Raw genomic sequence first — 13,454 nt, 5'->3', positions numbered from 1 at the left:
CTACGATGAAAGCAATCATTACCGGTATCACGGGCCAGGATGGCGCCTATCTGGCGCAGCTGCTGTTGGAAAAAGGCTACACCGTCTATGGTACTTACCGTCGTACCAGCTCGGTCAACTTCTGGCGCATCGAAGAAGTGGGTGTCGCCGGTCATCCCAATCTGCACCTGGTCGAGTATGATCTGACCGACCTGTCCGCCAGCATCCGCCTGCTGCAGACCACCGAAGCGACCGAGGTGTATAACCTCGCCGCTCAGAGCTTTGTGGGCGTGTCCTTCGACCAGCCGGTAACCACCGCTGAAATCACCGGCGTCGGCCCGGTGAACCTGCTCGAAGCCATCCGCATCGTCAATCCGAAGATCCGCTTCTACCAGGCGTCTACCTCGGAGATGTTCGGCAAGGTCCAGGCCATCCCGCAGATTGAGAGCACGCCTTTCTATCCTCGCAGTCCCTATGGCGTAGCTAAGCTCTATGCCCACTGGATGACCATCAACTACCGCGAGTCCTACGGCATCTTCGGTACCAGTGGCATTCTCTTCAACCACGAATCCCCGCTGCGCGGCCGCGAATTCGTGACCCGCAAGATTACCGACAGCATCGCCAAGATCAAGCTGGGCAAGCTGGATGTGCTGGAGCTGGGTAACCTCGACGCCAAGCGCGATTGGGGCTTCGCCAAGGAATACGTCGAGGGCATGTGGCGCATGCTGCAGGCCGACAAGCCGGACACCTATGTACTGGCCACCAATCGTACCGAAACTGTGCGCGACTTCGTCAGCCTGGCCGCCAAGGCCGTGAACATCCAGTTGGAGTGGAAAGGCGAGGGTGACAAGGAAGAAGGCTACTGCACCCGCAGCGGCAAGAAGGTCGTCGCCGTGAATCCGAAATTCCACCGTCCCGCTGAAGTGGATCTGCTGATCGGCAATCCCGAGAAAGCCAAGCGCGAGCTGGGTTGGGAACCCAAGACCACCCTGGAGCAGCTCTGCCAGATGATGGTCGAGGCTGACCTGCGTCGCAATGAACAGGGCTTCTCGTTCTAACTAAGGGGATAGGCATGCCAACCGCTCTGGTTACAGGCGCATCAGGCTTTACGGGACGCTATCTGATCCAGGCGCTCAAGGCGCGGGGATTTAAGGTAGTCGGATTCGGTAGCAGTGCTACCGGTGCGGATGTCACCCTGGCATGCGATCTCACCGACAAGGCAGCGGTCGCCGCTGCCGTAGGTCAGGCGCAACCGGATTGGGTCATCCATCTGGCGGCGCTGGCCTTTGTCGGACATGCCGATCAGGAAGCCTTCTACCAGGTGAATCTGTTCGGCACTTTGAATTTGCTGGAGGCGCTCGGCGCACTTGAGCGCCAACCTCAGCGTGTGTTGATCGCCAGTAGCGCCAACATCTACGGTACTCCCGGTATCGAGGTGATCGACGAATCCGTCTGTCCGGCGCCGGTCAATCACTACGCCTGCAGCAAGTTGGCCATGGAGCACATGGTCGCTACCTGGTATGAGCGCCTACCTATTGTCATCACCAGGCCGTTCAACTACACCGGTCCGGGCCAGGACGAGCGCTTTCTCATCCCCAAGATCGTCGGTCATTTCGCCCGTGGCGAGCCGGTAATCGAGCTAGGTAACCTGGACGTGAGTCGAGATTTCTCCGATGTTCGCGATCTGGCACAGGCTTACTTGGGGCTGCTAGACAGCGATTATCGCTCCTGTCCCGTCAACGTTTGCTCGGGCAAGGCAACGGCGTTACGGGCTATTATTGAGATGATGGAGCGTATTGCCGGTTACTCGATAGAGGTCCGGGTCAACCCGGCTTTCGTTCGGGCTAACGAGATTCCGACGCTCCGTGGCAGTGACGCACGCCTGCGCAAGATCGTGGGGACTAGGGAGCTGATCTCGCTGGAGCGGACGCTCGAAGATCTGTACAGATATCTAGGGGGTGTCCGTTGACGGTATTGAAAATCGGACTGGGCAGCACGGTCTGGTCTTCTGGAGTAGCCAAGGGGCATCTCGACGGGATCGGCATCTATACCCAGTCCTTGTCCCAAGCGTTCACAAGCCGCTCAGACGTCCGGATTCGCTCCTACACCTTTGGCGTAGACACCCCGCCTTTGGATTGCGGCGTACCTGTCAGCCTGACGCCGCATTTCCCCAAGTTTGTCCTGAAGAACGCGCTGTTGGGCGCTGATCGCCAAGTCGACCAGCGACTGGCGAACGAAGTCGATATCTTCCACGCGCCTGATCATCACATCCCTCGGCTCAAGAATGTGGCGATGGTGGCGAGCGTAATGGATCTGATTCCGCAGATCCATCCCGAGTGGGTTACGCTCAAGCTGCGCAGGCTGAAGAACTGGCTGTTCAACCAGAGCGTGGGCTGGGCCGATCAGGTCATCACCATCTCGGAGTACAGCAAGAGGGACATCGTCAGCCTGCTGGGAATTGCGGAAGAGCGGGTCCATGTCACACCACTCGGCGTGGACGAGCACTACTTCAGCCGGCAATCCGATGTCGCGCGCCATGAGGTGCTACGCAAACATGGCCTGGAGCCTGGTTTCTTTCTCTTCGTCGGTACCCTACAGCCGCGCAAAAACCTTGCGACTGTTCTCACGGCTCATGCCCAGCTACCCGAGGCGCTACGCAAGCGTCATCCTCTGGTTGTGGTCGGTCGTAACGGCTGGCGCGCCGAGACCCTGGTCGAGGAACTGCGTGCTCTGGAGGCTAGAGGCGAAGGCAAGTGGCTGGAGTATCTGCCTCAGGATGAAGTGATCGCCTTGCTACAGAGTGCAGCGGCCTTGGTGTTCATGTCGTTGTTCGAAGGCTTCGGACTGCCGGCCATCGAAGCCTTCGCCGCGCGGTGTCCCGTGATTTGCTCCAGCACGACGTCGCTGCCGGAAGTGGTCGGCGAGGCCGCCCTACAGGCCGATCCACGGGACTCCAAGGCCATTACCCTGGCCATGCTTGACGTCCTCGACGATCCCCTGGCCGTGAGTCAGCGAGTGGAAGAGGGCGAGCGCCGCGCTCGCGACTACACCTGGGACGCCTGCGCCGCGCGGACGCTAGAGGTGTATCGCCTTGCCCTACAGGGTCGTTAGGTTACCGCTCAGGCCAGGGCTTCGCGATAGACCTCGATAAGCTTGCTGGCCATGACCTCGCTGCGAAAATGCGTCTCGAAGCGTGCCCGGGCGGCTTGCCCGTAGCGGATCCGTAGCTCGGCATCCTCCCACAGTGTCATCAGCCCCTCGCGCAAAGCCGTAGGCTCCGGTGGCACGCCGATCCCGGTCTGGCCGCTGAGGTTGATCTCACTCATGCCCGAGCCGATTTCGCAGCTGAGCATAGGCTTGCCGTACATGGCCGCTTCCAGCAACGCCATGCCAAAGGCTTCGGAACGTAGATGGGAGGGGAAGACGAAGCTCTCGCAGCCGGCATAGAGCGCTGCCAGATCTTCTTCGCTCTGGCGTCCTAGGAAATGGCAATTTCTGAGGCCCAGCCGCTCGCACTGCGCACGCAGCGCCTCGCCTTCCGGGCCGGCGCCAACGATCGCCAGCGGATAATCCAGCCCTTGAAGCGCCTCCAGCAGCAGATGCAGACCTTTGTAATAGCGCAACACCCCTACGAACAGGAGATAGCGCGGTCCGAGGCGCTGGCGCCAGCTTACGAGCCGCTGCGGATCGGCCTCCGGATAGCTGGCAGGATCGAGGCCATAGGGAATGACCCGAACCTTGGTGCCCAGACGCTGCAGGGCGGGGCTGGATCGGCGATAGGGTTCGGTAGCCGCGATGACGCAGGTCGCGTTGCCCAGGAAGCGTTGCATCAGGGGCGTATACAGCTTGAGCAGATGACGTTGCTTGACGATGTCCGAGTGATAGCTCACCACATAGGGCTTGCCGGGTCGCGTCAGTAGCTGCAAGACATCCATGAAAGGCCAGGGAAAATGGAAATGCACCAGGTCAGCAGCGCGGGCCTCCTCGGCGAAGGCACGAAAAGCGGTCAAGGAGAGACCCGTCGAGGCGAGGTCGAGATCCTGTTTGACGCGACGGACAGGAATGCCATCCACCTCCAGAGATTCCGGAACAGGGTGCCTGCTGAGCGTCAGGATCCGGTGATCGATTCCAAAGCCTCTCGTAGCCAGGCACATCTGGCGAATGACGTGTTCGATTCCGCCATGGGTGTCAGGTAGATAGGTCTTGAAGACATGCAGAATGCGCACGATCGATCTGGACTCAAAAGGAACGCACCCTAGCACAGGTGTCTAGTATGCAGTTTCCGGTTTTAGTGATAGGGATTTCAAACTTGTGGGCCGGCACGCCCTTTTTATGGCTTTTTGCTATCAAACCCATTGAACTTTTCTACCGAACGGTAGTGGTCGGCCTACGAATTGACATTGAGATTTAACGAAATTCGCCTATTCTGACCTCGTCAAGAAGCTGGCACCGTCACACAGAAGGTGTGATATGGTTGGCACTTGACCAGGCTCGGATGCACCTATCCGGGACTGCTAAGGAAATCGGTCACGGGCATTATGGATCAAATGGACGATTCACCCTTCACCTTCAAGACTCGGCTGCTCACTCTTGAGCCCGGTATGTATATCGTGAGATACGCATCCCAGGAGATTGCCGAGGAGCCTTGCCTCATCAGCCTGCAGCCTGCCCCCATCGGTAAGAGCTCGGTTGATTTCTTTCCAGGCGAAACCGTCATCCGCAATACCCTGTCCCGTCTTGGCGATACGCTGATCGTGCGCGTCAAGAGCGGTGCTGGAACCCTGCTCATCACCGAATACCAGCGTGCCGATCTACCGGTGCGCCAGGTCGACCTACGTGTCGATCGGATCGATACCTCTCCCGACATCATTCGTTCCGATAAGCAGCGCACCGCTCCACTAGTCTCTGGCCAGGCGCTGGAAGCAGCTGCACGCGCCAATTCCGCGCAGCATTCCAAACCGGTAATGCTCAAGCTGCTCGGCCATGTGCAGGCTCAGGGTGATGTGACTGCCATTGATTGGGTTGGCAACACAGAGCAGGAAGCCCGCTTAGAAGGCTTCGCCATTCTCTGGCCGAACAAGCCTGCGGGTATCGACATCGCCTATAGCTGCAAGATCGCCGATGTCCTGCAGCCCGCCGTGCTCAGCGGCAACTTTACGGGCTCGCGTGGCAAGCGTGCGCCCATTACTGCTGTGGCCATGGCCCTGGTGGGTCCCCGCCGCAATGAATACTTCCTGGACGCCCAGGCGGTCTTTGCCGGATGCGATCCACAGGACCTTCCGGACGGCCAGGAAGTTACTGCTCCTAAGGGGCAAGCCAAGCTAGTTGCTTTACATGTATCGATCACCCCCCGCATCGAGATGAACGCTGACCGCTACCAGTCTCCTAGGGAAGATCTCAAAACCCCCTCGTTTGAAAACGCGCAGATAGCCACGAGCTAAGGCGCGACCTAGGAGATTTTTGTCATGCAATACGATGCCGCCGTAACCAATTCCCAGTTTGCCACTCAACTGGAAGCCACTGCGCTCAACACCACCACCATCGCCGCTATCTCCACGCTGCTGAATCTGGACGCTGAAACCGGCAGCGTTGTGGCTTCCACCGTTCGTGGCAACACTTTCAACGTGATTGTTGATGAGCAGGGCAACACTCAAACGCCTGACGTAGTCTTCTATGATCGGCTGGGAGATGCTGGTGACAACGTGACCGTGGCCGTACCGAACGCCTTGAGTCAGGCGTCTACCTTCATTTTCGATACCACCGCTAACGTCACTACTACCATTGGTACCGCCACTTCCACCGAGGCCGTGGTTAACGCTGCTGTCGAAGGCGCTGCGCCTGCTCGCGTTGTGGTGACCGGCGCAGGTAACGATACCGTCACCGTGAACGGTGACGTCAATACTCTGGTCGACGTCGGCAACGGCAATGACACCGTTACCACCGCAGGCGGCGCCGACACCGTCATCCTGGGCGGTGGTACCAACACTGCCAACACGGGCGCTGGCAATGATGTGGTCTACGTTTCCAACGGCATCCATACCATTAATGGCGGCGAAGGCTTCGATGTGGTCAACGTGAATGTCAGCGTTGCTGATTACACTGGTCTTAGCGTCGTCAACGGTGCCGTAAGCCTGACCAGCACTACCAACGGTAATCTGAACCTGACTAACGTCGAGTTCATCGCTGGCTCCGACAACCAGACCATCTCCATCGTCAGCAACGAAACTGAAGGTGCGGCACTGCGTTTGTTCGAAGCAGTCCTGGGCCGTGACGCCGATGTTGAAGGCGCTCAGTTCTACATCAACCAAGTTGAGACTGGTATCAGCCTGTCCACTATTGCCAACAACTTCCTCAACTCTGCGGAATACACTGGTGGTGACGTTGCCAACCAGACCGATGCTCAGTTCATCGAGAGCATCTACCAGGGCGCTCTGGGTCGTGAAGCCGACAATGAAGGCCTGGTGTACTGGGCTCAGCAACTAGTTACCGGTCATACCCGTGCTGATGTGGTCGTAGGCATCGTGGGCTCCACTGAGTCCCAGACTCACGACACCGGTGTGATTCTCGTTACTGGCCAGGTCTAATAGCGTTTTATTGACCTGAGATAAGACTTCCGGCTCTAGGGCCGGAAGTCTTTTTTAACGGCTGTACGCGAAGGACGGCTATACCCAATTCACTGGCTTTCGCGGAGACCGATACCCATGAGCCAACGCACGCTTATGGAGGACTATCAGGCTCTGCTGCAGTGCGGTAAGTCGGATCAGGCGACCCGACGCCTTGAGCTAGTCCTACAAATTCCTAATCAGCACCCCGTGGCGTTGGTTTCCGCTGGTCTTGCCGCACTGCAGAAGGGCGCACTGGACCAGGCATTTCTTGCCCTCGCCGAGGCCAATACCAGCCTGGCGTGCCAGGGCGAAACCGCAGCGCTATTGGCTCACACATTGCTGCAGAAGGGCGAGCCCCAGACGGCCTACGACTTTCTTGCCGATCCGGCCAATCCCACGCGCAATACCCCGGCGGTTCGGCTATTGCGTCTGCGCGCCCTGACCGCGCTACCTGGCGTGAAGCCTGTCCAATTGATCGAGCAACTGCCTTACGTCAATAGTGCCGACGAACTCGCCGTGCTGCTCAAACAATTGCCGCCACGGCTTTGGGGGCATGTTGAGTTTGATCCCGCCAGTCAGGAGATCCGTGGTTGGGCGCTAGATACCCGGCATCCCCAGGCACCGGTCAAGCTCACCCTCACATTGGGTGATCGACAGCAGTCCATAACCGCCAACCTGCCTAGTCCCTTGCTGGCCAAATCGGTGAATGGAGGTCGTCATGGTGGCATTCGCTTCCGTCTGCCTACGCCAGTGGGACGGGTGCGGCTGTGCTGTACGGATGGCAGCGAGATGCTCGGCAGTCCACTGGCGGCCGTTGAACCCCTGCCGCCGGCGCCTGTAGCAACGCCAGCGGAGGCGGTCGAACCGGTGGTGGATGTGCTCATTCCCATCTATCGTGGGAGCGAGGCATCTCTCGCCTGTATCCACAGCGTGCTTGATAGCCTGGACGCCAACCAGACGCCGATGAACCTGGTGGTGCTGGACGACGAAAGCCCCGAGCCCGAGTTGAGTCAGGCGCTACGCGAGCTGGCCGAGGCTGGCCGGATCGAACTCCATCGCAGCCCTGCCAACCTGGGCTTCATCCGCAACATGAACCGAGGCATGGCCCTGCATCGAGCGCGCGACGTGGTGTGGCTGAATGCCGATGCACGGGTCTGCGACGACTGGCTGGACAAGCTGCGCGAAGCGGCCTACTACGCAGCCGATGTTGCCACTGCCACTCCCTTCAGCAACAACGGCGAGCTGCTCAGCTTCCCGGAAAGCCGCAAGAGCCACACAATGCCCACGCTGGACGAACAGCGTACCCTACATCGAGAAGCAGCCGGCGACACTGCTCCGCCGCCCGAGATAGAAGTGGGCTGCGGCTTCTGCTTCTATATCAAGCGCCGTGCCCTAGAGCAGGTCGGCTTGCTCGACGAGATCCAGCTCAAGCGCGGCTATGGCGAAGAAACCGACTGGTGCCTTAGAGCAAAGGCCCAGGGCTGGCGACACGTCGCGGCGCAACGGGCCTTCGTCGCTCACCGCGGTGGCGTTTCCTTCGGTGCGGAAAAGCTCGAACGGGTAGCCTTCAACAACGCCATCCTGCGCGAGCGTTATCCCGGTGCAGAGCGTGCGTTCGAGCGCTTCTACCGCCACGATCCGCTCAAGCCTTACCGACAGCGCCTGCAACGAAGACGACTCACCGAGCTCGGCGAGCGACTTGCGGCTGTCAAGGCGTCGGCTACCGTCATCCCAGTTGATCGGTTGCATCTCCTCATGGCCCTAGGTGCTGACCAACTCACTTTCGTTCTCGCCTACCAGCAGGCGGATGCCGCCCTGAAGATCGAGCTACGGGTCTTCGATCTGGGTTTACCACTACTGCTCGACTACCGATTGCCTGCCGATGGTGAACAGTTGCTCGAAGACCTGCATCATCTGCGTCCTTCTGCTCTGGACTACGTCCAGCCCGAGCGCTGTCCCTCGCTACTGCAAGGGTTACCTGAAAGAATCGGCGTTCCCTATCGCCTGGTCGATCCGGTCGTAGCGGATGCTCCATCCGCTGTCATCCGCTTTTGCGAGGGTGCGACCGAACAGCGTACTGCCTTCGCTACCCTTGCTACTTCGTTGCTAATGAACCTGCCCCTGGTGACCGTGACTCACGGTACCTCTCTTGCTCCGCTCAAGACTGCTGCTGCACCACGGCTGGGCCACATCCTGATCGCTGATACGCTTACCGACCCGCGCCTGGCACAGGCCTGGCTGAAGGTGGTCCGTCTGAGTCGGCGCCAGGGACTCGCCTGTCGCTTTCTGCTCATCAGGCGTACGCCCTGGGAGAGAAGTCTGCTCGCCAGCGGTAATGTCAGTCCACTGATCGAGCTTTCCGGCATCCCCGGGTCTCGGATACCCGCGCTGTCCGGATGCACCTTGGCCCTGAGTCTGGAGGCGTCGCCTACCAGTGCCTGGCTTGCCCCCCAGATCGCCCGGCATACCGCCTTGCCCCTTTACGCACCGGCTGGCCTGGTGGCGACCGAAGCGGATACTTACCCATTGAGTCAGCTGCCCGCCCCCTTGAACGCTCTGCTGCGCGACGCCCTACCCGATAGGTTTCTTCATGACTGAACTCTCCCAAGCCCCCGCTCTGGTCACCGTGCAAGGCCAGATCGAAGGCCTGCATGGTGATGTGCTCCAGGGCTGGGCCTTCGATCCTGCTCAGCCCGATCTGCGCCTGGCGCTGGACGTCGTCATCGACGGCGCCTCGGTAGCCCTGGTGCGCGCCGATACCTATCAGCACGATCCCCTGGCCGGCGACGGCTTTCACGGCTTCGCCCTCCAGCTGCAGCCAGCCTGGCTCAGCGGAGCCCGGCGCATCGCCATTCGCTTGGCCAATGAGGGCCCTTGGATCGGCGAGCCTCTGGTGCTGCCCAACGAGAAGCCGGTCAAGGCGGAGGCCAAGGTGCCCGGCAGTCAGGTCTGGTATGGCGGTGGCTTGGTCGTGGGCGGCTGGGTCTGGGATGACACCACTCCCGGTCGTCACGTCGAAGTCCGCGCCCGTCTGGGCGATCAGATTGTCGCGCGCTGCCAGGCCAATCTGCATCACCCCGCGCTCATCTATCGCGCCGATGCCGATCACGGCTATAGCCTGGAGCTGCCCTGGCAATATGGGGATGGCGAGCGTCGCGAAGTGCATATCGAAGACGATCAGGGCCGGGCCCTGCAGGGTAGCCCCATAACTGTATGCTGCCATGCCGAAGGGCTGGGTGCTCTGGTCGCCGCTCATTGGCCCGAACAGGCTGATCCAGCGCCTCGCGATCTGCTCATCCGCCTGGCGCGCGACTACGACCAGCGCTGCCCGCGCAGCGCAGGGTTCGGTCACTATCCCGAATGGTTCGCGCACTATCAGCGTGCCCCTCAGTATCTACAAGCTATGAACAGCGCCAAGATCGCCGTTTTGCTGCACGGCGAAGCCAGCGAGACCGAGCGGCAGGCGTGCCTAGATAGCCTTGCCCAGCAGCGTCTGCAATCCATCGCCCAGGCCGTCGCCGATCCCAAGGACGTGTCCACCTCGCTGCAGTTGCTGATAGAAGAGGGAGCCGAGGCCGTCCTGCTGCAGCCGTTGGATAGCCGTCTACCTCCCCATGCTCTGGACCAGCTCGCGCTGGCCTTGCAGCCCGACGACCAGGGACAGTCCGCAGCGTGGGCCTTCGCTGACTGTGATCAGGATGACCCGACAGGCCGACGCAGCAATCCTTGGTTCAAACCTGGCTGGGACCTGGATCTCTACCTAGGTGCCGATTTCTTTACCGCCGGAGCCCTGTTCGGTCGCGACGTCATCCAGCGCGCCGTGCGCCTGCTGAACGCGGCGCCCGAGCTGCCGCGCGATCATGAGGGCGTATTGGCGGCACTGATCTTGGCCACTACGCAGGAAGACCTTCGGGTCGCTCGCGTTACCCAGGTACTCAGCCACCGCAGCGCCAGCTGCCCGGTCACGCCGGCCGCGTGTGATGCTAGAAAGCCCGAACGTCTGGAGCGCCTGAACTGGCTGGTGGACAGGCTACGTCCCGGTACCCGTCTGAGTCGCCAAAGCAAATTGCCCGGCGCCCTTCGTGCCCATTGGCCACTACCCGAGCGGCTGCCGAAGGTCAGCCTCATCATTCCCACGCGGGATGCCTACAAACTCCTGCACGCCTGCATGGAAGGCCTGCTGACCCAGACCGACTACCCGGATCTGGAACTGATCATCGTCGACAACCAGACCAGTGATCCCCAGACGCTGGCCTATTTCGATGACCTCAAACGCCGTGGCGTGCGTATTCTGCCGCATCCCTATCCCTTCAACTACGCCACCCTGAACAACGTGGGCGTTGAGTTCGCCACCGGTGAATACATAGGGCTTATCAACAACGACATCGAGATCCTACATCCCGACTGGCTCAAGGAAATGCTGAGCCTGGCCGTGCGACCCGATGTCGGTGCGGTGGGTGCAAAACTGCTGTGGAAGAACGATATGGTCCAGCACGCTGGCGTAGTCATAGGCATTAACGGTCTCGCTGCCCATACCGGCAACAACTGGATGCGCAACGACGCTGGATACCTCGGCTTCAACCATCTCACCCGCCGCCAGAGCGCCTGTACCACCGCCTGCCTGATACTGCGCCGCGATCTATATCTTCAGATCGGGGGTATGGACGAAGTCCGTCATCCCGTTGCCTTCAACGACGTGGACATGTGTTTGCGGATCAATGAGCTGGGATTGAAAATCCTTTGGACGCCGTTTGCGGAATTGATTCATGCGGAGTCGGCGAGTAGGGGGAAGGATATTGCTACCGAGCAAGTGGCGCGTTCTAGACGCGAACAATGCTTCCTTCTTGATCGGTGGGGAGAAACGTACCTTCACGATCCCTGCTATAGCATTAACTTGAACTCCGATTGGGCATTGGGCACATATTCCGGCCTTAATGCCTTCTAAAGAATAGCATATGTCTACGAAGGAAAAGCTTTTAAGCTGGCTCGCACATATACCAGTTTCAGGTGATGCTGGGTATAGATATACAAGGCGAATACCGGAACTGCGCGTCGAGGATATTTGTGATTTCTACGGAATTCACTTGGCAATTTGGCAACTTCGCCCGCTGGACCTCCAAGTAGAATTTGATCTGGAGACAGTATCAGGCCGGACTCGCTTTCTTGCTTGGTGTCTGGTAGCGGGAAGGAAAGAATATCGCTCCCTTCAGCTGCTGGACGAATGGTGGATTCAATTAAATTCTCCCGCAGTCATCCCTAAGACCCGCTATTCAAATGGAATATCAAATCTTATAAAGCTATTGATTAAAGCTCGTCCTGATCTTGGGGTGCCTGCAGAGCTAGCCACAGAGCGCGATCAACTCACCGCGCTTGCCTGGTTCTGGATGAGTGGTGGCTACAAAGAAATTGGTATGGACTATCAGGAGATCCCATACTGGCAAAAAAAATTTCTTCTGCCTGAACAAGAAAGTTTCCTGTCTAGTAACTATTTTAATATCTTGATGGCAGCCAGGGCTGATTTGAGAAAGGTTTTTGATATTCAAAAACCTGAAGGTAAAAAAGGGATTGAAAATTGGCTTCTGACAAACGGGCCAATAGAGACACCACTGGTCGAACTAATTAAGACTGCACCTGCTGCTTGGAAAGCTCCACCGTCAAAACCAATCAATGAATTAAAAAAAGGCGTTAATCTAATTGGCTATGCCTTCGGCGAGCTCGGAATCGGCGAAGATGTAAGGATGGCTGCCCATGCGCTATATGCTGCAGGTATTCCCTTTGTCGTCGTTGACTTTTCACCTGGATCTGAAATCAGTCAACAAGATAGAAGTATAGAAAAATGGATCGGTGATCCTATATACAGTGTAAATATCGTATGTTTGACTGCGCTAGAGCATTTGCGTTATTTCCTTGATCAAGGTTCGGATACGCTTGTTGGACGTTATAATATAGGATATTGGCCGTGGGAGCTAAGTGACTGGCCAAAATCATGGGGCCACTGTCTTGCACTGGTGGATGAAGTATGGGCATCAAGTGGCTTAATTTATGAAGCCATTCGGAAAGTCGCTGATCTGCCGGTTCATCTAATGCCTATGTGCGTACAAATACCTGAAGCTATTGTGGATAGGCGAATAATTAGAAACATCTACGATATTCCTCATGAATCCTATACATTTGTCTTTTCTTTCGATGGAAAATCTTCGATAAGACGTAAAAACCCTTTGGCTATTGTTTCATCTTTTTTACTGGCGTTTCCCAACAACGAAGATGTTTCGTTAGTTATAAAGTGTATGAGGCCGGATGCGGAAAGCCCCGAGTGGGCTAGAATTTTAGAGATTTCCTCACATGATAGCCGTATTCGTATAGTAGATGCGTTACTTAGCAAAGAGAAAGTTCTAGAGCTCTACAAAAGCTGCGATTGCTTCGTTTCTCTACACAGGGCTGAAGGGTTTGGCCGGGGCATAGCCGAGGCCATTTTATTAGGGCTTGACGTTATAGCAACGGACCACGGTGGTAACACTGATTTTTGTAGAGTGAATCGCCCCTGCTTTCCTAGACACTCTCCAAGCTCAGGAAATAGCGTTTCTCATACTCTACTGGAGACAGCTGCATAGCACTGCTGTGTCGACGCTTAGGGTTATAGAACATCTCGATGTAATCGAAAATATCACTTCGGGCTTCGTCACGCGTTGCGTAGATCTTTCGTCGGATTCGCTCCCGCTTCAAAAGCTGGAAAAAGCTCTCCGCTACGGCATTGTCGTGGCAGTTTCCCCGTCGGCTCATGCTGCTGATCACATTATTGGCCTTCAGGAAGCTTTGCCAATCTGAGCTACTGAACTGACTGCCTTGGTCTGAGTGAATCATCACTTGCTG

The 13,454-nt window shown here is 57.8% G+C and carries 10 protein-coding genes; 8 read left to right on the top strand and 2 right to left on the bottom strand.

Annotated features, from left to right (window positions below; all coding sequences use genetic code 11):
- Nucleotides 1–5: 5 nt before the first annotated feature.
- Genes gmd through BMZ43_RS24665 form a run of 3 tightly spaced genes read left to right on the top strand, consistent with a single transcriptional unit; the run spans nt 6 to nt 3,090 of the window.
- Entirely contained in the window at nt 6–1,037 is a 1,032-nt protein-coding gene (gmd, locus tag BMZ43_RS24675) for a GDP-mannose 4,6-dehydratase (protein WP_093257536.1), read from the top strand.
- Nucleotides 1,038–1,051: 14 nt separating this feature from the next.
- The gene (locus tag BMZ43_RS24670; protein WP_093257533.1) at nt 1,052–1,948 is read left to right on the top strand and encodes an NAD-dependent epimerase/dehydratase family protein; all 897 of its coding nucleotides are present in this window, start codon (nt 1,052–1,054) and stop codon (nt 1,946–1,948) included.
- Nucleotides 1,949–1,953: 5 nt separating this feature from the next.
- Nucleotides 1,954–3,090: a glycosyltransferase family 4 protein gene (locus BMZ43_RS24665; protein WP_177344862.1), complete on the top strand. Its 1,137-nt coding sequence runs from the start codon at nt 1,954–1,956 to the stop codon at nt 3,088–3,090.
- Nucleotides 3,091–3,098: 8 nt separating this feature from the next.
- On the opposite strand, the gene BMZ43_RS24660 is transcribed toward BMZ43_RS24665, so the two are convergent.
- Nucleotides 3,099–4,205 (bottom strand): glycosyltransferase, encoded by a 1,107-nt coding sequence (locus BMZ43_RS24660; RefSeq protein WP_093257527.1) that lies wholly within the window; start codon nt 4,203–4,205, stop codon nt 3,099–3,101.
- A gap of 312 nt (nt 4,206–4,517) precedes the next feature.
- Between BMZ43_RS24660 and BMZ43_RS24655 the strand changes: the two genes are divergently transcribed.
- The 5 genes from BMZ43_RS24655 to BMZ43_RS24635 all read left to right on the top strand — a co-directional run bounded on the left by BMZ43_RS24655 (nt 4,518) and on the right by BMZ43_RS24635 (nt 13,195).
- Nucleotides 4,518–5,420 carry a cell wall-binding repeat 2 family protein gene (locus BMZ43_RS24655; RefSeq protein ID WP_093257524.1) on the top strand — a complete coding sequence of 301 codons (903 nt, stop codon included), beginning with the start codon at nt 4,518–4,520 and terminating at the stop codon, nt 5,418–5,420.
- A gap of 24 nt (nt 5,421–5,444) precedes the next feature.
- Nucleotides 5,445–6,563 carry a DUF4214 domain-containing protein gene (locus BMZ43_RS24650; RefSeq protein WP_093257521.1) on the top strand — a complete coding sequence of 373 codons (1,119 nt, stop codon included), beginning with the start codon at nt 5,445–5,447 and terminating at the stop codon, nt 6,561–6,563.
- Nucleotides 6,564–6,680: 117 nt separating this feature from the next.
- On the top strand, nt 6,681–9,182 hold the full coding sequence (locus tag BMZ43_RS24645) for a glycosyltransferase family 2 protein (RefSeq protein ID WP_093257518.1): 2,502 nt from the start codon (nt 6,681–6,683) through the stop codon (nt 9,180–9,182).
- Between the two features lie 148 nt (nt 9,183–9,330).
- A complete protein-coding gene (locus tag BMZ43_RS24640) occupies nt 9,331–11,529 on the top strand; it encodes a glycosyltransferase family 2 protein (protein ID WP_256563396.1) in 2,199 nt (732 codons plus the stop codon).
- Nucleotides 11,530–11,539: 10 nt separating this feature from the next.
- Nucleotides 11,540–13,195, top strand: coding sequence for a glycosyltransferase (locus BMZ43_RS24635; RefSeq protein ID WP_093257512.1), 1,656 nt, complete (start codon nt 11,540–11,542; stop codon nt 13,193–13,195).
- Here BMZ43_RS24635 and BMZ43_RS24630 read toward each other — a convergent pair.
- The coding region (locus BMZ43_RS24630) for an IS3 family transposase (protein ID WP_143075306.1) at nt 13,134–13,454 on the bottom strand (321 nt) is incomplete at its 5' end. The two genes, BMZ43_RS24635 and BMZ43_RS24630, sit on opposite strands and share 62 nt — an antisense overlap.

Source organism: Pseudomonas sp. Snoq117.2, from assembly GCF_900110545.1.
Taxonomy (GTDB): domain Bacteria; phylum Pseudomonadota; class Gammaproteobacteria; order Pseudomonadales; family Pseudomonadaceae; genus Chryseomonas; species Chryseomonas benzopyrenica.
This window is presented reverse-complemented; position numbering and strand designations above follow the sequence as displayed.